This window comes from Mesorhizobium wenxiniae (genome assembly GCF_002284535.1).
Lineage (GTDB): Bacteria > Pseudomonadota > Alphaproteobacteria > Rhizobiales > Rhizobiaceae > Mesorhizobium > Mesorhizobium wenxiniae.
Genome location: NZ_NPKH01000011.1, coordinates 506,992 through 527,838 on the forward strand (window position 1 = coordinate 506,992; position 20,847 = coordinate 527,838).

Genomic DNA, 20,847 nt, shown 5'->3' on the forward strand with positions numbered 1-20,847 from the left:
AGCAGCCGGTCACTCTGACAACTTCGTGGCGGACATGGTTTTGTGGCGGGCAAGAAGCGCTTGGCGCGCAATGTGGTTGAAGCGCTTCATTAGCCCCGGGTCCAGTGCCTACCCGGCCGCACGCCGAACTCGCCAAGGCCGCCGCCTTCGCCACCTCCAATCGCGCACGCGCAGTCAGCGGCGCCATCATGAACCTCACTTGTGGTTCATGATCGATGTTATTGATCGGCGCCTACCAGTAACCCGCTGTTCTGTACGCGGTTTGCAACTACAACGATAAATACACGCCACTCTGTTGCTTGTGACAACATTAACTGACATCCTCCGCCTCAGAAGAGTCTGTCGTCCTCAAAATATTCGACAGGGCGGATGCGATGAGTGACAGCTGGCAGAACGTTGTGCTGCGGAACCAGCATCCGAAATTGCGGATGTTCGCAAATTGTGACGCAGACGTCAGTTCCGCGAAATCTGAAGTGCAGGCGGCGCTGCGCGTGACCACCGAGGAGCTTGCGGCCTCCACTCCACCGCTCGCTACCGCTATCGCACCCGAGGACGCCCCGGTCAGCGGCACCGCCAAGAAGCACGGGGTCGACGTGCAGGCGCAGCGGGCGGCCGTCGAGGTCAGCGTTTTCGTCCGCTCCACCGATTCACTGCCACCGGTGGCTGGCCAGCAGACCTTGCGCGGGATGGCGACCCGCCGGATGACCCTCGATGAAGTGTACGATCTCGCGCGCGACGCCGGCACCATCTTTATCGAACCGGCCGATGCCCTGAAGCTGCCGCGTCCGATCAAGGGCAGCGCCGGCGGCACCGCTCCAGCCCGCCGGGTCCCGGGCGTCGCTCCGGCCCAACTCGGCGACGGCAAGGGCATGCTGATCGGCATCATCGATGTCGAAGGCTTCGACTGGGCCCATACCGATTTCCTCGTCGGCGGCAAATCGCGGTTTGTCAGCATCTGGGATCAGGGTGCCAAGGTCGGCCGCAATCGCAAGGGCCTCAAGCGCGGTCGGGTGATCTCCGCCGCCGACATGCAAACCGCACTGACGGATGCCGCCAAGATTCACGTCTCGCCGCACGATCTCGAGCCGCAATCGCAGATGGTGGTGGGCTCGCACGGCACCCATGTCGCCTCCATCGCCGCCGGCAATAGCGGTCTCTGCAGCGCAGCTGAAATCGCCGCGGTGCTGATCGCGCTGCCGGAAGACGAAATCGACCGGCGCACCTCGTTCTACGATTCCACCTGCCTGCTCGACGCCGTCTACTACCTGCTCGATCTCGCCGGTGAGCGCCCCATCTCGATCAACATCAGCCTCGGGACCAACGGCCACGCCCATGACGGTTCAAGCATCCTCGACCGCTGGATCGACGCGTTGCTATCCGAGCCCGGCCGTTCGATCTGCATTGCCGCCGGCAACGCCGGCCAGGAACGACCCGAGGCTCCGGACGATCTCGGCTACATGATGGGCCGCATTCATGCGAGCGGCAAAATCGATGCCCAGGGCCTCGACCACATCCTCGAGTGGCAGGTCGTCGGCGACAAGATCAAGGATGCATCGGAGAACGAGCTCGAGATCTGGTACGAGCCGCAGGATCGCCTCGCCATCAGCATCCGCCCGCCTGATGGCGACTGGATCGGCCCGATCCAGCCCGGTGAGTTTCTCGAGAACCACCAGTTGCCCGACCGCACACTGATCAGCGTCTACAACGAGTTGCACCACCCGACCAACGGCGCCAACTACATCGCCACCTACCTGACGCCGTTCTTCGGCAGCAACCTGATCATCGGCATCCCCGCCGGCGTCTGGCAGGTCCGGCTGCACGGCCTCGTCATCCGCGACGGCGCCTTCCATGCTTGGATCGAGCGCGACGACCCGGCCGACTTGGGCGACGGCAGCTACTTCTGGCCGTCGTTCTTCACCGAGGCCTCGCATGTCGACACCTCCTCGGTCAGCGCCCTCGCCTGCGGCCAACGCATCGTCTCCGTCGCCAATCTCGATGAACTGAAGCGCCGCGCTCACATCACCTCGAGCCAGGGTCCGACCCGTGACGGCCGGCTGAAGCCCGACATCACTGCGCCCGGCACCGGCATCGTCGCGGCCAACGGCTTCGGCGGTCCGGATGACCCGTGGATCGAAATGACCGGCACCAGCATGGCGAGCCCCTATGTGGCTGGCGTCATCGGCCTGATGCTGGCGGCCGAGCCGACGCTCACCGCTGCCCAGATCCTCGGCATCATTAAGGCCACCGCCCGGCCGCTCCCCGGCGCCACCTACCAGTGGACGAACGACCTCGGCTTCGGTGTCATCTCTCCTGCCGCCTGCGTCGCCGAAGCCTCCCACGCGCTGACCCGTACCGAGCTGAAGAAAACCACGCCGCCCGCTACCGCACCCACCGTCACCGCCGCGGCCCCGCCGGGCCGTCCTGCCAGTCGCCGTGCCGCCAGGCCTGCAACCCGGCGCCCGCCGCCCGAGGCCGCATAATGAAAATCACCCTGCTCCCCTCCGACAAGGGCGATTGCCTGCTGATCGAGGCCGGTGCCGTCACCATCCTCGCCGATGGCGGTATGCCCGCCTCCTATGCCTCCGAGGTGCGCGGCTATCTCGGCAAATGGGCCGAGGACACCGGCAAGCAACTAGACCTCGTCTATGTCTCGCACGTCGATCAGGATCACATCGCCGGCGTGCTGCAGCTGCTCGAGGACACAGTGCAATGGCGCGTTTTCGACCACAAGCACGCCAACGGCCAGTCCTCCGGCAAGCCACCGTTCAGGAGACCGCCCAAGGTCAAGCGTATCTGGCACAACGCCTTCAAGCTCATGGTGGCTGAGTCCGAGGCGATCGGCACTGTCCTCGCCGCCCGCGCTAACACGCTGTCCAGTTCGGCCAACCCGTCACTGCTTCGGCTCGCCGACGCCTTCCGCAGCATCGCCAACTCGATCCCCGAGGCGATCAAGGTGTCCCGCCGCATCGCCGCCGACCAGTTGAACATCCCTCTTAATGGCGAGTTCGGCAAGCTCCTCGCCATGGTCCGCGGCCACGAGGTGATCAGCCTCGCGGCCAACAGCTCCCTCGCCATCCGCGTCATCGGCCCGTTCGAAAAGGATCTCGAAGTCCTCCGCAAATACTGGAAGAACTGGCTCAACAACCCTAAGAAGGCGGGCTCGCTGCAGGACCTCGAGGAGTGGCTGGAAGAAAACGACGGTCCGATCCCGCCCGGCTTCGGCGTGTCCATCGACGACGAACTGGGCCACCGCAAGGACGTCACCGAGCCCAACCTCGCCTCGCTCATGCTGCTGCTCGAGGAGCCGAAGGCTAGCGGCGGTGTCACCCGCGTCATCATGACCGGCGATGGCCATGCCGACGATATCCTCGCCGGCCTCACCCATCACGGCCGCCTCGCCGATGGCGCCGGGCTGCATGTCGACGTGCTGAAGCTCCAGCACCACGGTTCCGAGCACAATCTGCACCGCGCCTTCGCCAGGCGCATCACCGCCGATCACTACCTGATCTGCGCCAACGGCAAGGACAAAAACCCCGACCTGCGTGTCCTCGAGGTGCTGCTCGATTCCCGGCTGGGCGTTGCCGACAAGCTCTCCCCGAACGCGGAAGCCGGCCAGCCCTTCACCATATGGCTCAACTGCAGCACCCACTATCTCGACAAGCAGCAGGCCGCCTACATTGCGAAGAAGGGCACGCGCTCCACCGAGCTCGACAAGAACATCGCTCATTTGAAGGCGGTCGAGGCTCTCCTCGCCGAGGCCAAACAGCACAACCCCGGCAGGCTGAAGCTCAAATCCCTCAAAGCCTCGCCGCTCGAACTCGAGGTCTGAACCGATAACGCGTCGAGTCAATCCGCGCATCACCAGCGCCACCACGCCACCACGCCGTCGCGCCTGCATGGACTGCTTGGGAGGCTCCAAAATATCGCGACGGCCATGGGGCCTTGGGCCTGCGGCGAACTGGCCGCTCCGGCCCTCCGCTATGGCTTCGGGCGTTCTTCAATTGACGAATGGCTGTCAATTGCCCCGGTCTGGTAGCTGATTGCCTCAGCCGGAGGCCGCTGCCGGCGGCAGCTCCCCGGGTTCGAATCCTTTGAAAGGTCCGCTGGACCTTTTCAATTCGCCTGCGACGAACCGGGTTCTCACCCCAAAAGCGTCCTTTTCCGTTTGGCGCCGCCCATCTTGCGCCAAGTGTTGAAGCGATGGGTGGCGGCGGCGAAGGAGATCTTCATCTGCTGGGCAACCGAATAGCGCGATTTGCCCTCGTCGAACATGCGGTAGCAGCACTCGACGCCCTCCTCTGTCAGCTTGCCGTCGGGCGCTTTGTTGTGCGGATTGGCCGGATCGAATTTTTCGACCTGCTGCTCGACCAAGCCTTTAAGGCGCTGCAGGTCCCCCTCGATGCTGGCGATGAGGTCGAGAACGGGTTTCGGGTCAAATGCATGGGTGGGCAATTTTGCCGGCATTTACGGTTTCCTTTCTCTTGGCTTAAGTTCGGCTATATAGGTGAACATTCGCCAATGAAGAAGAGGTGGCGGAAGAATCCCGGAGTCGCTAATTTTGAACGTCCGGCCGACGGGCGCGATTGACCAAGAGCGCACCAAACCCTAGTTTAGAATTATTCTAAACTGGGGTGAATTTCTCATGCTTTCTCGTGTTTTCGGTTTTGGCCGCCGTCCTTTCGAGTCGCTCTCGGAGCAAGAGATCCTGGCGCTCGCCATCTCTTCCGAGGAGGATGACGGGCGCATCTACCGCGCCTATGCCGACGGGCTGGCGGGTAGCTTTCCGCATTCGGCCAAAGTGTTCGAGGAGATGGCCGAGGAAGAGGACGGCCATCGCGACTCGCTAATCGAGCTTCACCGCGAACGTTTCGGCGAACGCATTCCGCTCATCCGGCGCGAGCATGTGAAGGGCTATTACGAGCGCAGGCCCGACTGGCTGGTCAGGCCGCTCGGCATCGAGCATGTGCGCCAACAGGCTGAAACGATGGAGCGGCAAGCCTATCTGTTTTATGTCGAGGCAGCGAAACGCACCAGCGATGCCTCGACGCGAAAGCTGCTCGACGATCTGGCGGTCGCCGAACAGGGCCACGAGACGTTGGCGCAGCGGCTGGAGAAAAAGCATGTGCCGGGTGCGGTGAAGGATGAGGAAGCCGCGGCCGAGCAGCGCCAGTTCATCCTGACCTATGTGCAGCCGGGACTGGCCGGTCTGATGGACGGATCGGTGTCGACGCTGGCGCCGATCTTCGCCGCCGCCTTCGCCACGCACGACACGTTCCAGACCTTCCTGGTCGGGCTTGCCGCCTCGATCGGCGCCGGCATCTCGATGGGCTTCACCGAGGTCGCCTCCGACGACGGCAAGCTGTCGGGGCGCGGCTCGCCGGTTAAACGCGGCATTACCACAGGCGTCATGACGGCGCTGGGCGGTCTCGGTCACGCCTTGCCCTACCTCATTCCTTATTTCTGGACCGCGACAATTCTCGCGGTCGTGGTGGTGTTCTTCGAGCTGTGGGCGATCGCCTTTGTGCAGAACCGTTACATGCAGACGCCATTCTGGCGCGCCGCCTTCCAGGTGGTGCTGGGCGGCGCGCTGGTGTTTGCGGCTGGAGTGCTGATCGGGAATGCCTAGAAAGCGCTACCCATTCACCGCCCGGCTGTCCTCAGGCGCCTCGGCGCGTTCGGTCAGGCCGTAGTCGCGCACGACATGGGCGATGCGCAGACGATAGCCGGCAAAGATCCCGCCACGGCCGGCCTTCTGCGCCTGCCTATGTTTCTCCGTGTTGCGCCAGGCCTTCACCGCCTCCTCGTCGCGCCAGAACGACAGCGACAGGATGCGGTTCGGGTCGGTGAGGCTCTGAAAGCGCTCGATGGTGAGAAACCCGTCTATGCCGTCGAGCAGCGGACGCAGGTCGGCTGCGAGGCCGAGATAGGCGTCGCGCTTGCCCGCTGCCGGCTCGACTTCGAAAATGACGGCGATCATAGTTTCACCTTTCCTTCAGGCATGATCTCGGTCTGAAAAGTCTGCAACTTCTGGGCATCATGCTTCGGTGCGTGCGGCCCGGACGCGAGTTTCAGAAACGTCCGATCCTCCTTCAGGATGAATCTTTCACGCCGGGCGAATTCGTAATTCGCCCGGCCGACCGGATCGGCGGCGAGCCTGATGCGGTAGGCTTCGTAAGCCGCCAGGCTGTCGATATTGTAAGCGGCGTAGGCGGTGGTGGCCGAGCCCTCATGCGGCGCAAAATAGCCGATCAGATCGGCGCCGCAGCGCGGGATGGCCTCGCCCCAGTTGCGGGCATATTCCTCGAATGCCGCCTTGCCGAACGGGTCGATCTCGTAACGGATGAAGCAGGTGATGGTCATCTTTTGTCTCCTTGCTGGATTTGTTTGTTGCAGCGACAGTTCGAGTGGGGTCGAAACGTTCGGCGGACCGATGTGCTAGGCAATTTCTCTGGTGGTCACGCTTGCCAGAAGCACTTCGCGCATTCGCGGCGAACGTCTTCTGGCGTCAGGCCAACATCGCGCAAGAGGTGCTCGTCAATCTCGGCGAGGTCGAGGCGCTGCAGATGGCGGTCGTACCACCGCGCCAGGAGCCGCAGATGCAACCTGCGCAAGATAATGAACGGAAACGGCCGACGGCCGAAGCGCCTGACAAGCACGGTGTGGGGAATGGTTCTTGCGGTCATCGTTGTCTCCTTGATCTCAGCGGAGGATAGTGGTTATCTGACGACAATGCTTCGATGGGGAACGAACTATGCGTGAAGGACCAGATATAGCCCGCATCGCCAGCCTGGTCGGCGATCCGGCGCGAGCAAACATGCTGACCGCGCTAATGGGCGGCACGGCACTGACGGCGAGCGAACTGGCGCTCGAGGCCGGCGTTTCGCTGCCGACTGCCAGCTCGCATCTGTCGAAACTGATGGAGGGCGGGCTGCTGACGCTGGCAAGCCAGGGGCGGCATCGCTACTACGGCCTCGCCGGACCGCAGGTGGCGGGCATGATCGAGGCGATCACCGGCGTCGCCGCTGCGGTCGGGCCGCAACGGGTGCGGCCGGGTCCGCGTGATGCGGCCATGCGCGCGGCGCGGGTTTGCTACGACCACCTCGCCGGAGAACAGGCAGTGGCGATGCTGGATCGTCTTGTCGGCAAAAAAGTCCTCATCCGCGACGATAAGGAGATCAGGCTTGGGCCGTCAGCCGCCGCGCATTTCGCCGAGATCGGCATCGATGTCGAGAGCAAGGCGCGGCGACCCGTGTGTCGGGCCTGCCTCGACTGGAGCGTGCGGCGCTCGCATCTGGCCGGCACGCTGGGCGCGGCCATTCTCGACAAGATCCTTTTGGAAAAATGGGCGCGGCGCGAAAAGGACAGCCGCGCGGTGATCTTTTCGCCGATGGGCAAGCAGGCCTTCGAGACGGTTTTTCTCGGCTGAAAGATGATCAGCCGCCCTTGAGCGGCTTGCCCTGCTTGAAAAAATCCGCCCAGGGATCGGCTTTCGCCAACTGCTTCAGCGTCGTCTTGTCGCCGACCGGAAAGGCGTTCGGCGCCAACCCGGCCTCGATCTCCGCCCAGGTCGCCGGCATCGAGACCGTAGCGCCTTTCTTGGCCCGCGACGAATACGGTGCCACCGTGGTCGAGCCGCGGCCATTGCGCAGATAGTCGACGAAGATCTTGCCGGTGCGCGCCTTCTTCGACAGCGTCGCTGTATACCGATCAGGGGCGGCCTGCTCGAGGGCGCGGGCGAAATCGTGAGCGAAGTCCTTCACCTCATCCCAATCCGCCGACGGTTTCAGCGGCACGACGACATGATAGCCCTTGCCGCCGGAGGTCTTGACGAAATGCGGCAATGACAGCTCATCGAGCTGGCCCCGGATTTGGAGCGCCGCCGCGCGCACCGCTTTCACGTCGACGCCTTCGTCGGGATCGAGATCGAAGATGATCTGGTCCGGCTTGTCCAGTTCGTCGATGGTGCAGCCCCAGATATGGATCTCGACCACGCCGAGCTGGACTAAGGCAGCGACACCATCGAAATCGCGGATGAACAATATCTCCTCGCCGTCCATCGGATCCTTCATCCTGGCGATTTTTTCGTGCATGCCTGCGGACGCATGCTTTTGGAAGAAGCGTTGGCCGCCGACGCCGTCCGGCGCCCGTACAAGGCTGAGCGGCCGATTGACAACGTATTGTTGCATGCGCGGCCAGACCAAAGCGTAATGATCGAGCAGCCCCTGCTTAGAGACCTTCTCCTGCGGCCACAGAAGCTTGTCGGGATGAGAAAGTTTTACGACGGTTTTTGCCCTCCCGGCGGATTTGACAGAGGTCTCGCCCTTGCCCCCGGCAGGCTTTGCCTTGGTGTCGGCCTTGCCTGCGGGTGCCTTCGGCTTTTCCTGCACGACTTCCTCCGCCGGTTTGTCCTCGCGCAATCTGGAACGAGGCGTGGCGCATTATACGGTCGACGTCCAGGTACGGAAAGTGAGGCAAAGCCGGGTTGTCCGGCCTTGCCTCGATCGCGGGTGCTATTCCGCGGCCTGAAGGTTGACCTTGGCTTCCGCAATCTCGGTAAGCTTGCGGTCGGTCGCCTGCTCTTCCTTGATGTTGTTGGCCAGGACATTGGCACAGTCGGTACGGCCAAGCTGCTTGGCCCAGGCGATCAGGGTGCCGTAACGGGTTATCTCGTAGTGCTCGACCGCTTGCGCGGATGCGATCAGGGCGGCGTCGAGAACGTCCTTGTCGTCGATGTCGCCGCTGACTTCATCGGCTTCCTCGAGAATGCCGTCGATAGCCGGACAGTTGACCGTCTTGGCCTTCACGCCATGCAGTTCGAACACCTTCTCGACCCGCTCGATCTGGCCTTTGGTCTGGCCGAGGTGCTTCTCCAGGCCGGCTTTCAGCTGCGGATCGGTCGCCTTGTCGATCATCTTCGGCAGCGACTTCTCGATCTGTTTTTCGGCGTAATAGATGTCGCGAAGCGTGTGGACGAAGAGGTCGTCCAGGGTCTTGATGTCTTTCGAAAAGAAACCCATGGCTTTGCCTTTCCATTGTTCTAGCTGTGCGGGGTCCTGGCGGCGGTTCCGCACGGAAGCCGCTGCCTGGTGGGCCGGGTTGGTCCCGGCTTTTAGCGTCAACGTGCGGCTATCGGACGGGTTCCTGGCTTTCCCCGAGCACGCACGGAAATTTCGCGGCGCCGGCCAAAGTTGAAACACAAGCGCGCCGCAGCGACATCCAAACGAAACATATGTGATGCAAAAGTCACACTAGCCGGAATGCCGACGAACTGCATGGAAAGACCCCGAATCAGCCGCATTCCAGCCACGAACCAAGGCCTTTTTGACCAAAGATTAACATCGTGTTCACCGACTATTCACGCCTCGACGCTATGATGCCCGCAATTCGGAAGGGACATCCGAAATCGGGACAGGGACAGGGACAATGAACTTCTTGACGCACCTCATCGGCTACGCTGCCGCCATCCGCGAATTCGTCGCGCCGACCTACCGGCCGGAGCGCTATTACATGCGCGGCCCCGGCCCCGCTTGCGCACGCCGCGGCCACACGCTCGGCATCAGCGCGCACTGATGACGACCATGGAAGGCCGTCACGACAGCCGGATCTGCAGGCCGGCCGCCGATCACCGTGCGACGACCTATCGCGCGGAACGTCCTGGGCTCGCCGACAGGCGGCGTGCGACAACGCCAAGGTTCTGAGATTCTAGGGCTTTGAGATTCAGGGGCTTTGATCTCGCCGCCGGCAAGCTTAGTGTCGTTTGACACCAAGAAGCCGGGACTCGTGTGACCGCCCAGCCAGACCATCCTCCCGAAAAGCCAGCCTTCGATGCAAGCCAGCCTCTGATCGTGTTCGACGGCGTCTGCGTGCTGTGCTCTGGCTTTGTGCGCATGGTGGTCAGGCTCGACCGCAAAAGCCGCTTCCGTTTCGCCACGGCGCAGTCGCCGCTCGGCGAAGCGCTGTTCCGAAAATACGGGCTGCGGACGGACAGCTACGAGACCAATCTGGCCCTCATCGACGGTGCCGCCTTCACGCGGCTGGACAGTTTCATTGCCGTGATGGCGGAACTGGGCTGGCCGTGGCGGGCGGCGAGATCTTTACTCCTGCTGCCGCGCCCGCTTCGCGACTGGCTCTACGATCGCGTTGCGAAGAATCGTTACGCGCTGTTCGGCAGGAAAGAGAGCTGCGAGATCCCGTCCGCCGAGTTGAAAGGGCGGCTGATTGGCTAGGCCGGCCACTGCAAAGGTTCTATCCTGCCCGATACCGCGGTCGGATCGGCACCCCTCTTTGCCGGAATCATCCGTTATCGCGGCTGGCTCGAAGCTTCGCAAGGCTCCAGCAAGATCGCGTCGCCTGCCGCCCTGGCGAGTTCGCGGCAGCCCTGAATCGTGCACAGCGTCCAGCCCGTCGCGCCAGAGGCCGCGAGCACAAGGCGCCGCTGCGGCGCCATCTTGGGTTTATAGACCCACCAACCGTCCCGCAGCACCGAGCCTTCCGGCGGCTCCATGCCGGCGCCCGAGCCCTTGATCCGCGCCTCGGCGATCTGCAAGCCGGAAGGCATCACTTTCCAGTCTTCCTGCCAACGCGTCTTTTCCACCGAATGCGTCCAGGCGAGCGTGAACGCAGCCACAGTGAGCGTCACCGTCTTGCCGGCGGCGAGGATACAGAGGCTCATGCGGTGCCGGTGGCCTGCCGCGCACGCCAGCAATGCCAGCCGATCCAGGCGACAGAGAGCGCCCAGCCAGCTTCGTCGGTGACTGGCAGCGCCGCAACCAGCAGCACGCCGGCGGCGAAGGCGACGAGACGTTCCCACCAGGCCATGCGCCGGGCGAGGAACCCGACGGTGGCTGCGCCCCACAGGGCAATGCCCACGCAAGCCTTGGCGACGACATAGGCGACCTCGACGGGATAGCCGAACTGGGCGGCGATCGGGCCGGGGTCCTGCAACATCAGCGCCGGGGTGTAGACCGCCATGAACGGCACGACGAAGCCGGCGACGGCAAGCTTGGTGGCTTGGATGCCGATCTTGAGGCCGCTCTCCTTGGCCATGGGCGCGGCGGCGAAGGCCGCCAGCGCCACCGGCGGTGTGAGGTCGGCCATGATGCCGAAATAGAAGACGAACATATGGCTGACCACCAGCGGCACGCCGAGCGACAGCAATGCCGGTCCGACCAGCGACGAGGTGATGATGTAGTTGGGGATCGTCGGTATGCCCATGCCGAGCACCAGGCAGGTCAGCATGGTCAGCACCAGTGACAGGAACAGATTGTTCTCGCCGATGGAGATGATCCAGCCGATGAAAGTCGAGGCGATGCCGGTGAGCGTCAAAGTGCCGATGACAACGCCAACGATGGCGCAGGCGATGCCGACCGGCAGCGCGTTCTTTGCTCCCTCGGCAAGCGAATCTACGCATATCTGCAGCGTCTCGCGACCGCCCTTGAAGGTGACGCAGGCGACAATTAGCCCGGCGATCACAAGACTGAGGATATTGACGCCGAATTTCATGAAAGAGGCGGCGGCAAGTCCCAACGCCAGCCAGAAGACGATGCGGAAGGCAAGCGGCCCGATCAACGCCGCCAGCGGCGTGCCGAGGATGAGCACGATGGTCAGCGCCAGACCCATGGTGCCGGCAAAGATCGGCGTATAGCCGGCAAACAGCAGATAGATAAGCGCGGCCAGCGGCAGCACCAGCGGCCAATGTCTTCTCACCGCGTCCCACGGATTGGGCAGGTCCGCCTTGGCCATGCCCTGTAGGCCGGCCTTGCCGGCTTCCAGGTACACCTGCCAGAAGCAGGCGCCGAAATAGAGCAGCGCCGGGATGATCGCCGCCTTGACCACCTCGGCATAGGGAATGTTCAGCGTCTCGGCCATGATGAAGGCGACGGCGCCCATCACCGGCGGCATGATCTGGCCGCCCATTGACGAGGTTGCCTCGACGGCGCCGGCGAAAGCCGAACGGAAGCCGAAGCGCTTCATCAGCGGGATGGTGAACTGGCCGGAGGCCACCACATTGGCGACGCCAGAGCCGGAAATGGTGCCCATCAACGCCGAGGACAGAACGCAGACCTGGGCCGGGCCGCCGCGCCACGAGCCGACCAGGCCAAGGGCGAAATCGTTGAACAGTGCGATCATGCCGGCGCGTTCGAGAAAGGCAGCGAAGACGACGAAGATGAAGATATAGGCGGCCGAGACGTAGACCGGCGTGCCGTATATGCCTTCGGTGCCAAAGGCGAAGGTGTCGATGAGCTGGGCGAAATCATAGCCGCGATGGATGAAGGGCGGCGGCAGGTGATTGCCGAAGAAAGCGTAGGCGAGAAAGATCAGAGCGATCAGGGCAAGCGGCAGCCCCATCAGCCGCCGTGCCGCCTCGAAGACCAGCACGACCAGCACCGTGCCGATGATCAGGTCCGGCGTGGTGAGGAAGCCGGAGCGGCGGATGAGGTCGGTATAGAACACCCAATTGTAGAGGCCGGTGGCAAAGCCGAGCACGCCGAGCGCCCAGAACGCTGCTTTCGCCGGTGTGCTTGTGGCGCGCAGATTGGCGATCAGGGCAAAGCCGAGCAGCAGCAAGAAGCCGACATGCATGGCGCGCACCACCTGGCTCGGAAGGCTGCCATAGGCGGCGATGTAGATCTGGAAGATAGAAAAGGCGATGGCGATGAGAAAGGCGGCCTTGCCGGCGATGCCTTCGCCGAAACCCGACGGCAGGCCTTCGACCGGGGCTTCGGCGGTGGGGGAAAGAACGGTCGGGGCGTCGGTCATTGGCGGGGTTCCTGGCGGGGCGTTCCCCTCCCCCTTGAGGGGAGGGTGGACAGCCGCCGAAGGCGGATGGACGGGTGGGGTAACCTCAACTGCCTCGACCTTTGACTGAAAAGACGGAGTGCGTCACCGAGGACCCCTCCCGGCCCTGCGGGCCACCCTCCCCTCGAGGGGGAGGGAGTGCCCTACTTCACCAGCCCCTTTTCCTTGTAGTACCGCTCGGCGCCGGGATGCAGCGGCACCGGCATGCCGTCGAGCGCCTTGGTCATGTCGATCGCCTTGGCGGCGGCGTGGGCGGCGGCGAGCTGGTCGAGATTTTCGAACAGCAGCTTGGTCATCTGATAGGCGGTCTCGTCGGAGACGTCGGCATGGGTGATGAGGAAATTACCGACGGCGGCGGTCGCGACATCCTCGGTCTGGCCTTCATAGGTGCCCTTGGGAATGGCTACCGAAAGATAGGGCGAGCCGATCTTGGCGACGTCCTCCGCCGGTACTGCAACGACGTTGATCGGCACCGAGGTGGCGAGGTCGCGGATCGATGCGACGCCGAGGCCGGCCGATTGCAGCGTGGCGTCGAGCTGGCGGTTCTTGATGAGCTCGACCGATTCGGCGAAGGGCAGATACTCGACCCGTCCAAGGTCTTCGTATTTCAGCCCGGCGGCCGCGAAGATGGCGCGGGCGTTGAGCTCGGTGCCGGAGGCCGGCGCGCCGACAGACAGGCTCTTGCCCTTGAGGTCGGCAAGCGTCTTGATGCCGGATTCCTTGCTGGCAACGATCTGGATGTAGTTGGGATAGATGGCGGCGATGCCGCGCAGCTTGTCGAGCTTGCCCGGGTAGCCGGCTTCGGTATTGCCCTCGGCGGCCAGTTTGACGGCATCGCCGAGCGCGAAGGCGATCTCGCCTTTGCCCTGCTGCAGCAGGTTGAGATTCTCGACCGAAGCTTTCGTCGCCTGCACCTGGGTGCGGGCGCCTTCGATGCCCTTCCCGTAGATTTCCGACAGCGCGACACCGAGCGGATAATAGACGCCCGAGGTGCCGCCGGTCAGCACGTTGATGAATTCCTGCGCCTTGGCCGAAACCGCGCCAATGCCCAGCGACAGCGCCAGCGCGCCGGCGGCAACAAACTTCGTCCTGAAATTGAGCATGTGTTTTCCTCCCTGAAATATTTGCCACGGCACGACCCGAGGCGAGTTTAGACAGCGGGCGGGAAATGCCAACCCGCAATTGCGCCGATTAGACCAACGGTCGATGCCGCTGGACATGCAGGCTTGCGCGAGATGCCATCCGGGCCGAAAGATTTTTGCAGCGCCTGTCGAATTCGGGCGAGGACGCGCGACATTGGTTCGGCCGGCAACGACGCGGCCTTCGAAACCACGAGAGAAGACCATGCGATACATGCTTTTGATCTACGGAAACGAAGCCGCAATGGCGAATGCGCCACGCGAGAGCACCGAGCAGACCCTCGCGGCCTATGGCGCTTATACCGAAGCGTTGAAGAAATCAGGCGTATGGCTGGCCGGCGACCGGCTGAGACCGACCCAGGCGGCCACCTCTGTACGGATGGCTAACGGCAAGACCAACGTGCTCGACGGCCCGTATGCCGATACCAAGGAGCAACTTGCCGGCTTCTACATGATCGAGGCGGCGGACATCGACACGGCCATCGAATGGGCTGCACGTTGTCCAGCAGCCAGCACTGGCACGGTCGAGGTGCGACCGATCTGGGAAATGACGGAGTACTTATCTGAGAAATGACCATGTGATGGACAGTCGTCCGGAGATCGCACGGGCGGCGGCGGATGCAGCCGCCCGCCAAAGCTACGGCAAGCTGGTCGCCTATCTGGCCGCGCGCATCCGCGATGTGGCCGGCGCCGAGGACGCGCTGGCCGACGCCTTTGCGGCGGCGCTCGAACGCTGGCCGCAAACCGGCGTGCCTGAGAAGCCGGAAGCCTGGCTGCTGGCGGTGGCACGAAAACGTAGCGTCGACGCGATCCGGCGGCGGCTGACCAGCGAGGCGGGCCGCGACCATCTCAGGTTGATCGCCGAGGAGATCGAGGCCCGCATGGCCGATGAAGACCTGCCCGACGAACGGCTGCGGCTGATGTTTGCCTGCGCCCATCCGGCGATCGAGGCCGGCGTGCGCGCGCCGCTGATTCTGCAAGCGATTCTGGGCTTCGACGCCGCGACGATCGCCTCTGCATTCCTGGTGTCGCCGGCAACGATGGGCCAGCGCCTGGTGCGCGCCAAAAACCGCATCCGCGAGACCGGCATTCCGTTCCGTGTGCCGGAGCGGGCCGAGCTCGGCGAGCGGCTGGATGCGGTGCTGGAAGCGATCTACGCCGCGTTCGCCGAAGGCTGGTCCGACCCGGCCGGCACCGAAACCCGGCGGCGCAATCTCGCGACCGAAGGCATCTGGCTCGGCCGGCTGGTGGCGTCGTTGATGCCGGATGAGCCGGAAGCGCTCGGCCTGCTGGCGCTGATGCTGTTTGCCGAGGCGCGGCGTGCGGCGCGGCGCAACGCCGCCGGAGACTATGTGCCATTGGCCGAGCAGGAGCTTGCGCTGTGGGACGGCGCCTTGATCGACGAAGCGGAGACGCTGCTCAGGCGCGCCGCGGCCAAGGGCGTTGTCGGTCGCTACCAGCTCGAGGCGGCCGTGCAATCCGCCCATACGACCCGGCGGCTGACCGGCCGGACCGACTGGATTGCGATCAAACATCTCTACGACGCGCTGTCGATGGTTGCCGGCTCGCCGGTGATTTCGATCAACCGCGCGGTGGCCATTGCCGAGGCCGACGGCGCCGCGGCGGGATTGAGTGCACTTGATGAGCTTGGCGACGACAAACGGCTGCATGATTATCAGCCTTATTGGGCCGCGCGCGCGGGCCTTCTGGCCAGGATCGACAAAACCCGGGAAGCGGCCGCAGCCTATGACCGGGCGATCGGCCTCGAACGCGACCCGGCTGTGCGCCGGTTCCTACAGGAACGACGGGCGGGGCTCGGCCGCGCGGAAGCAGACTGAGACAAGGCGATCGGTTCAGGCCGGCCACATGGCGTGGGAGGCGTTCAGCTTCCTCATCACCTGGTGCTCCCGCAATTTGGCCCACAGGCGTTCGATGTTCGGCCAGGCGGTGCGGACTTTTCCGACCTCGGGATGCCAGGCCACCAGCATGACGAGATAGATGTCGGCCAGCGAGAGCTGGTCGCCGACCAGCCAGTCGCGGCCTTCGAGGGCAGCATCGAGAATGGCCAAGCCGCGATCCAATTCCGAGATCGCCGCCTGCTTGACTGCGTCCACGCCGCCGGGATCGGCTGTGTAGCGATGAGCATAGAAGAACCGCAGGTCAGCCTGATAGATGACCGACGACATGAACGTCATCCAGCGCAGGAAGTCGGCGCGGTCAGGCGAGTTCGCTGCCGGCGCCAAGTTCGCTTCCGGGTGGCGCTCGGCAAGCAGGATGCAGATCGCCGCCGATTCGGTCATCGAACTTCCGTCCGGCAAGATCAGGACTGGCACCTGGTTCAAGGGGCTGATGTCGAGGAAGGCCTGGTCGGGCGGGTTCGACTTCGGAACATCGATCTGGTCGAAAGGCGCACCCGCCAGTATCAGCGCCGCCTCGACGACAACGCCGCCGGTATTGGCACGGGTATAGAGCTTGTACATGAAATCCTCCGCCAGCCGGTGCAAGGCCGGCGACGATCTGAACCGGAAGCGCCGCTCCACTCAAGCGAGCCACGGCCGCCACAGGTGTTTTTTCAGCGGTCCAGCGCTGCCATCTGGGTCCTCGGCGCACGGCTGGAGCCTGTCGCTCCTTAGGTGGACTAGCGCAACTTTCGAGATTAGCTGAAGCCCACCTACCTCCGTCGAGGGACCTAAGCCCCCAGCCCTTCGAACAGGATTGTCGACAGATAGCGCTCGGCGAAGGACGGGACGACCACCACGAGGTTCTTGCCATTGTTCTCCGGCCGCGAGCCGACGACGATCGCCGCCTGCAGGGCAGCGCCCGACGAGATGCCGACCGGCACGCCTTCGAGGCGCGCGACGAGCCGCGCATTGGCGACCGAATCCTCGTTGGAGACCTTGACGATCTCGTCGTAGATCGTCGTGTCGAGTATCTTCGGCGCGAAGCCGGCGCCGATGCCCTGGATCTTGTGCGGACCGGGCTGGCCGCCCGACAGCACCGGCGAGGCTTCCGGCTCGACGGCGACGACATGCACGGAGGGCTTGCGCTGCTTCAGCACCTGGCCGACGCCGGTGATGGTGCCACCGGTGCCGATGCCGGCCACGAAGATGTCGACCTCGCCATGGGTGTCGTTCCAGATTTCCTCGGCCGTGGTGCGGCGGTGGATCTCCGGGTTGGCCGGATTTTCGAACTGCTGCGGAATAATGGCGTCGGGCAGCGTCGCGGCCAGCTCGTCGGCCTTGGCGATGGCGCCCTTCATGCCTTTCGGCCCTTCGGTCAGCACCAGTTCGGCGCCGAGCAGCGCCAGCATCTTGCGGCGCTCGACCGACATGGTTTCCGGCATCGTCAGGATCAGTTTGTAGCCCTTGGCGGCAGCAGCAAAGGCGAGCGCGATGCCGGTGTTGCCCGAGGTCGGCTCGATCAGCGTCGTCCTGCCGGGTGCAATCCTGCCCGATGCCTCCAGCGCCTCGATCATCGAGACGCCGATGCGGTCCTTGACCGAGGCGATCGGGTTGAAGAATTCGAGCTTGGCCAGCAGATTGGCAACGACGCCCTTTTCATTGGCGAATTTGTCGAGCCGTACCAGCGGCGTGTCGCCGATCGTCTCGGTGATCGAATTGTAGATGCGGCCGCGGCCCGGCGCGTGCTCGGTGGTGGCGGGCTTGTTCATTGGTTTCGCTCCCAAGAGTTAGGCGGGCAAGAGTCAGATGGGCATAAGTCTCGACAAGGCAGGATAAAGCCTTCGGCCGCGCAAGATAGTCTGCCGTTTGAAAATATCCGACTGGAACGCATTCTGAAAACACCCTCGCCCGGGAAAAGCATTCAGGCGTGGCCAAAACTGGCCTATTGCCGGGCGGCGATCGCAGCCGCCGCCCCGACCATGAAGGCGGCGGCGGTGCGGTTCAGCGCCCTCAGCGCGCGCGGCGACTTCAAAAGCCCGCGCGCCTTGGCCGCCAGCGCCAGATAGGGCACCAGCACCACCAGCAACACGACGAGCGTCAGCGCGACGAGGATGCCGTAGTCGGCGAGCGTAATGGTCTTCAGATCGACGATGGTCGGCGTGATGGCGAGATAGAAGATCATCGTCTTCGGATTGCCGAGCGTGACGGCGAGCCCGGCAATAAAGCTCGACACCAGCCCGCCCCTGCCTTTCTTCGCCGCCACCATTTCGGGCGCGATGCCGCTCGTCCAAAAGCGCCAGCCCAGGAAACCGAGATAGGCGACGCCCAGCCATTTGATCGCCAGGAAGGCCATGCCGAAGGTCTGCGCGACGAGCGCGAGGCCGAGCACCACGGCGGTGAGGTAGGTGAGATCGCCGAGCATCAGCCCGAAGGACATGGCGAGCGCCGAGCGAAAGCCCGACCCAAGCGCACGCGCAATAAGGGCGGTGAGCCCCGGGCCGGGGATGGCAGCGGCGATGCCGAGGGCCGCGCTATAAGCGAGGAATCCGGTGAGGGTCATGGTTTCGGCCTTAGCGCATGACCCCAAAAAACGGGATCGACCTTTTAGACTGAGCCTTTTAAGACTGGGGCCTTGTCGCACAAAGGTGGGCAGGCGTGTACTCCCTGAGGGACGGTTTCGATTGCACCAGCGCCGCCGGCCAGGCGAACGCGCCGATCAAGACGGGCTTTGCCGTAAGTGACGCGCCGGCAAATCGACCGTATGGTTTTTCGGGCTCAGTTTCCGGCTGCGTAGAAATCGTCGTCGAGGCGCTTTTCCAGCGCGACGAGATCGGCCGGCAGCGGCAGGCCCATGGCGCGCATCTCCCTCAGCTTTTCGCGCAGTTGTTCCTGCACTTCATGCTGATCCTCGGGCTGGTTGATCATCTGCTCGAGCAATAGGCTGATCTGGGCTTTGAATGATTCCAGCGCCATTTTTTTCTCCTTGGTCCCCGAAAGCGTGTCGCGTTTGAAGGGATACGGGCGACGCGCTTTGGTTTTGGGCGACATGTATTACCGCAGCATGCGCGAAATAAGCTGCGCGGTATAGTCGACCATCGGCACGATGCGTGCGTAGTTCAGCCGGGTCGGGCCGATGACGCCGAGCGCGCCGATGACGCGGGCGTCCTTGTCGCGATAGGGCGCCACGACCAGCGACGAGCCCGACAGCGAAAACAGCTTGTTTTCCGAGCCGATGAAGATGCGCACGCCGGAGCCTTCCTCGGCGAGGTCGAGAAGCTGGATCAGCCCGTTCTGCGTCTCCAGATCCTCGAACAAATGCCGCAGCAGCTCGATGTCGGCCTGCGCGGTGACATTTTCCAGCAGGTTGGCGCGGCCGCGCACGATGAGACGCGCCGGCAGGCCGCTCTCGGCGCCCGCCCAGACCGCAAGGCCCTTCTCCACCAGATCCTGCGACAGCGTGTCGAGGGCGGCCTTGGTCTCTTCCTTGATGCGGGCGATCTCGATCCGCGCCTCGGCCAGCGTGCGGCCACGGATGTGGGCATTGAGGAAGTTCGAGGCTTCATGCAATTGCGAGACGGTGATGCCGGCCGGCAGGTCGACGACGCGATTTTCGACGTCGCCGTTCTGCGACACCAGCACGGCCAGCGCCTTGGTCGGCTCGAGTTGGATGAATTCGATGTGCTTGAGCGCCACCTCGTTCTTGGCGGCAAGCACGAGGCCGGCGCCGCGCGACATGCCGGACAGCATCTGGCTGGCCTCGATGAGCATGTGCTCCAGCGTCGCGCCAGAGCCGGAGGCGCGCACCTGCGCCTCGATGGTGCGGCGCTCCTCGTCGGAGAGATCGCCAAGCTCCATGAAAGCATCGACGAAGAAGCGCAGGCCGGCCTGGGTCGGCAGTCGGCCGGCCGAGATATGCGGCGCATAGATCAGGCCGAGATGCTCGAGATCACTCATCACGTTGCGGATGGTGGCGGGCGACAGCGAAGACGGCAGGATACGCGACAGGCTACGTGAGCCGACCGGCTCGCCGTCCTTCAGATAGGAATCGACAATGCGCCGAAAGATGTCGCGCGAGCGCATGTCGAGCGATTGAAGCGCAGGGGACTGGAGCACTGCCGCCGACTGGGAATTGGGATCGACTGCCTTGGTCATTTCGAGCCAAACACCTCCGGCCCAAAGATATAGACTTCGGCCACGCCGGCGCAACTGGTCCATTTTCCTTTGCGCCTCTCGTCGCGTGCGGCTACAAGCCGGCCACGATTCCGAAAAATAGGATAAAAGCCTGAATGCGCCCTTCCAAACGCCAATTCGACGAAATGCGCGCCATCTCCTTCGAACGCGGCGTCTCCAAGCACGCGGAAGGTTCGTGCCTGGTGAAGTTCGGCGACACGCATGTGCTGTGCACGGCCAGCCTCGAGGAAAAGGTGCCGGGCTGGATGCGCAATTCCGGCAAGGGCTGGGTGACGGCGGAATACGGCATGCTGCCGCGCTCGACCGGCGAGCGCATGCGCCGCGAAGCTTCGGCCGGCAAGCAAGGCGGCCGCACGCTGGAAATCCAGCGGCTGATCGGCCGTTCGCTGCGCGCCGTGGTCGATCTGCAGGCGCTCGGCGAGCAGCAGATCACCGTCGACTGCGACGTGATTCAGGCCGATGGCGGCACGCGCACAGCCTCGATCACCGGCGGTTGGGTGGCGCTTTACGATTGCCTGCGCTGGATGGAAGCCCGGCAGATGGCCAGCGTCGCCAAGGTGCTGAAGGATCATGTCGCGGCTATCTCCTGCGGCATCCATGACGGCCAGCCGGTCATCGATCTCGACTATCTCGAGGATTCCTCGGCCGGCACCGACGCCAACTTCGTCATGACCGGCAAGGGCGGCATCGTCGAGATCCAGGGCACGGCCGAGGGCGAGCCTTTCTCAGAAGAGCAGTTCACGGCGCTAATGGAATTGGCCAAGAAAGGCATCCAGCGACTGGTCAGCCTGCAACAGATGGCTGTAGCTTAACCCTGT

The 20,847-nt window shown here is 63.8% G+C and carries 22 protein-coding genes and 1 pseudogene; 9 read left to right on the plus strand and 14 right to left on the minus strand.

Going from position 1 to position 20,847, the window contains the following annotated elements; all coding sequences use genetic code 11:
• The first annotated feature begins 374 nt into the window (after window positions 1-374).
• Both CIT31_RS04875 and CIT31_RS04880 read left to right on the plus strand, forming a co-directional pair.
• A complete protein-coding gene (locus tag CIT31_RS04875; protein WP_095517646.1) occupies window positions 375-2,480 on the plus strand; it encodes a S8 family serine peptidase in 2,106 nt (701 codons plus the stop codon).
• Window positions 2,480-3,829: an MBL fold metallo-hydrolase gene (locus tag CIT31_RS04880; protein ID WP_095517647.1), complete on the plus strand. Its 1,350-nt coding sequence runs from the start codon at window positions 2,480-2,482 to the stop codon at window positions 3,827-3,829. Before CIT31_RS04875 ends, CIT31_RS04880 begins: the two co-directional genes overlap by 1 nt.
• Window positions 3,830-4,140: 311 nt before the next feature.
• Here the strand turns inward: CIT31_RS04880 and CIT31_RS04885 are convergent, their stop codons facing one another.
• Window positions 4,141-4,464, minus strand: a complete 324-nt coding sequence (locus CIT31_RS04885; RefSeq protein WP_029347916.1) for a hypothetical protein — start codon at window positions 4,462-4,464, stop codon at window positions 4,141-4,143.
• A 178-nt stretch (window positions 4,465-4,642) separates the two neighbouring features.
• On the opposite strand from CIT31_RS04885, the gene mbfA reads away from it, so the two are divergent.
• Window positions 4,643-5,626 carry an iron exporter MbfA gene (gene mbfA / locus CIT31_RS04890; protein WP_029347918.1) on the plus strand — a complete coding sequence of 328 codons (984 nt, stop codon included), beginning with the start codon at window positions 4,643-4,645 and terminating at the stop codon, window positions 5,624-5,626.
• A gap of 6 nt (window positions 5,627-5,632) precedes the next feature.
• Here the strand turns inward: mbfA and CIT31_RS04895 are convergent, their stop codons facing one another.
• The 3 genes from CIT31_RS04895 to CIT31_RS04905 form a co-directional block, all read right to left on the minus strand.
• Window positions 5,633-5,977, minus strand: coding sequence for an antibiotic biosynthesis monooxygenase family protein (locus CIT31_RS04895; protein ID WP_095517648.1), 345 nt, complete (start codon window positions 5,975-5,977; stop codon window positions 5,633-5,635).
• The gene (locus tag CIT31_RS04900; protein ID WP_095517649.1) at window positions 5,974-6,360 is read right to left on the minus strand and encodes an NIPSNAP family protein; all 387 of its coding nucleotides are present in this window, start codon (window positions 6,358-6,360) and stop codon (window positions 5,974-5,976) included. The genes CIT31_RS04895 and CIT31_RS04900 overlap by 4 nt, the downstream gene beginning before the upstream one ends.
• 95 nt (window positions 6,361-6,455) lie before the next feature.
• Window positions 6,456-6,683 carry a DUF1127 domain-containing protein gene (locus CIT31_RS04905; RefSeq protein WP_095517650.1) on the minus strand — a complete coding sequence of 76 codons (228 nt, stop codon included), beginning with the start codon at window positions 6,681-6,683 and terminating at the stop codon, window positions 6,456-6,458.
• A 68-nt stretch (window positions 6,684-6,751) separates the two neighbouring features.
• Between CIT31_RS04905 and CIT31_RS04910 the strand changes: the two genes are divergently transcribed.
• The gene (locus tag CIT31_RS04910; RefSeq protein WP_095517651.1) at window positions 6,752-7,426 is read left to right on the plus strand and encodes an ArsR/SmtB family transcription factor; all 675 of its coding nucleotides are present in this window, start codon (window positions 6,752-6,754) and stop codon (window positions 7,424-7,426) included.
• Window positions 7,427-7,433: 7 nt separating this feature from the next.
• On the opposite strand, the pseudogene ligD reads toward CIT31_RS04910, so the two are convergent.
• Together ligD and CIT31_RS04920 are read right to left on the minus strand one after the other, a co-directional pair.
• Window positions 7,434-8,451: pseudogene (gene ligD, locus CIT31_RS04915) on the minus strand (DNA ligase D); the annotation flags it as partial.
• Window positions 8,452-8,510: 59 nt separating this feature from the next.
• Complete coding sequence (locus tag CIT31_RS04920; protein WP_095517652.1) at window positions 8,511-9,017, minus strand: YciE/YciF ferroxidase family protein; 507 nt, start codon at window positions 9,015-9,017, stop codon at window positions 8,511-8,513.
• A gap of 406 nt (window positions 9,018-9,423) precedes the next feature.
• Between CIT31_RS04920 and CIT31_RS04925 the strand changes: the two genes are divergently transcribed.
• Window positions 9,424-9,570, plus strand: coding sequence for a hypothetical protein (locus CIT31_RS04925; RefSeq protein WP_023801394.1), 147 nt, complete (start codon window positions 9,424-9,426; stop codon window positions 9,568-9,570).
• Between the two features lie 212 nt (window positions 9,571-9,782).
• Window positions 9,783-10,226: a thiol-disulfide oxidoreductase DCC family protein gene (locus CIT31_RS04930; RefSeq protein ID WP_065006453.1), complete on the plus strand. Its 444-nt coding sequence runs from the start codon at window positions 9,783-9,785 to the stop codon at window positions 10,224-10,226.
• Window positions 10,227-10,300: 74 nt separating this feature from the next.
• Here CIT31_RS04930 and CIT31_RS04935 read toward each other — a convergent pair whose 3' ends face one another.
• The 3 genes from CIT31_RS04935 to CIT31_RS04945 form a co-directional block, all read right to left on the minus strand.
• Entirely contained in the window at window positions 10,301-10,672 is a 372-nt protein-coding gene (locus CIT31_RS04935) for a DUF1850 domain-containing protein (RefSeq protein ID WP_095517653.1), read from the minus strand.
• A complete protein-coding gene (locus tag CIT31_RS04940; protein WP_095517654.1) occupies window positions 10,669-12,759 on the minus strand; it encodes a TRAP transporter permease in 2,091 nt (696 codons plus the stop codon). Before CIT31_RS04940 ends, CIT31_RS04935 begins: the two co-directional genes overlap by 4 nt.
• A gap of 182 nt (window positions 12,760-12,941) precedes the next feature.
• The gene (locus CIT31_RS04945; protein WP_095517655.1) at window positions 12,942-13,901 is read right to left on the minus strand and encodes a TAXI family TRAP transporter solute-binding subunit; all 960 of its coding nucleotides are present in this window, start codon (window positions 13,899-13,901) and stop codon (window positions 12,942-12,944) included.
• A gap of 241 nt (window positions 13,902-14,142) precedes the next feature.
• On the opposite strand from CIT31_RS04945, the gene CIT31_RS04950 reads away from it, so the two are divergent.
• Both CIT31_RS04950 and CIT31_RS04955 read left to right on the plus strand, forming a co-directional pair.
• The gene (locus CIT31_RS04950; protein ID WP_029347934.1) at window positions 14,143-14,511 is read left to right on the plus strand and encodes a YciI family protein; all 369 of its coding nucleotides are present in this window, start codon (window positions 14,143-14,145) and stop codon (window positions 14,509-14,511) included.
• 7 nt (window positions 14,512-14,518) lie between these two features.
• Entirely contained in the window at window positions 14,519-15,775 is a 1,257-nt protein-coding gene (locus CIT31_RS04955) for an RNA polymerase sigma factor (protein WP_095517656.1), read from the plus strand.
• A gap of 15 nt (window positions 15,776-15,790) precedes the next feature.
• Here the strand turns inward: CIT31_RS04955 and CIT31_RS04960 are convergent, their stop codons facing one another.
• From CIT31_RS04960 to hrcA, 5 genes are all read right to left on the minus strand, one after another.
• Window positions 15,791-16,417, minus strand: coding sequence for a glutathione S-transferase family protein (locus CIT31_RS04960; RefSeq protein WP_095517657.1), 627 nt, complete (start codon window positions 16,415-16,417; stop codon window positions 15,791-15,793).
• Window positions 16,418-16,626: 209 nt separating this feature from the next.
• Window positions 16,627-17,607 carry a cysteine synthase A gene (gene cysK / locus CIT31_RS04965; RefSeq protein ID WP_095517658.1) on the minus strand — a complete coding sequence of 327 codons (981 nt, stop codon included), beginning with the start codon at window positions 17,605-17,607 and terminating at the stop codon, window positions 16,627-16,629.
• A gap of 173 nt (window positions 17,608-17,780) precedes the next feature.
• The gene (locus CIT31_RS04970) at window positions 17,781-18,398 is read right to left on the minus strand and encodes a LysE family translocator (protein ID WP_095517659.1); all 618 of its coding nucleotides are present in this window, start codon (window positions 18,396-18,398) and stop codon (window positions 17,781-17,783) included.
• A 215-nt stretch (window positions 18,399-18,613) separates the two neighbouring features.
• Window positions 18,614-18,811: a hypothetical protein gene (locus tag CIT31_RS04975; protein ID WP_029347942.1), complete on the minus strand. Its 198-nt coding sequence runs from the start codon at window positions 18,809-18,811 to the stop codon at window positions 18,614-18,616.
• 78 nt (window positions 18,812-18,889) lie between these two features.
• Window positions 18,890-19,990, minus strand: a complete 1,101-nt coding sequence (hrcA, locus tag CIT31_RS04980) for a heat-inducible transcriptional repressor HrcA (protein WP_095517660.1) — start codon at window positions 19,988-19,990, stop codon at window positions 18,890-18,892.
• Between the two features lie 134 nt (window positions 19,991-20,124).
• Between hrcA and rph the strand changes: the two genes are divergently transcribed.
• Entirely contained in the window at window positions 20,125-20,841 is a 717-nt protein-coding gene (gene rph, locus CIT31_RS04985) for a ribonuclease PH (RefSeq protein ID WP_029347945.1), read from the plus strand.
• The last annotated feature ends 6 nt before the right edge of the window (window positions 20,842-20,847 follow it).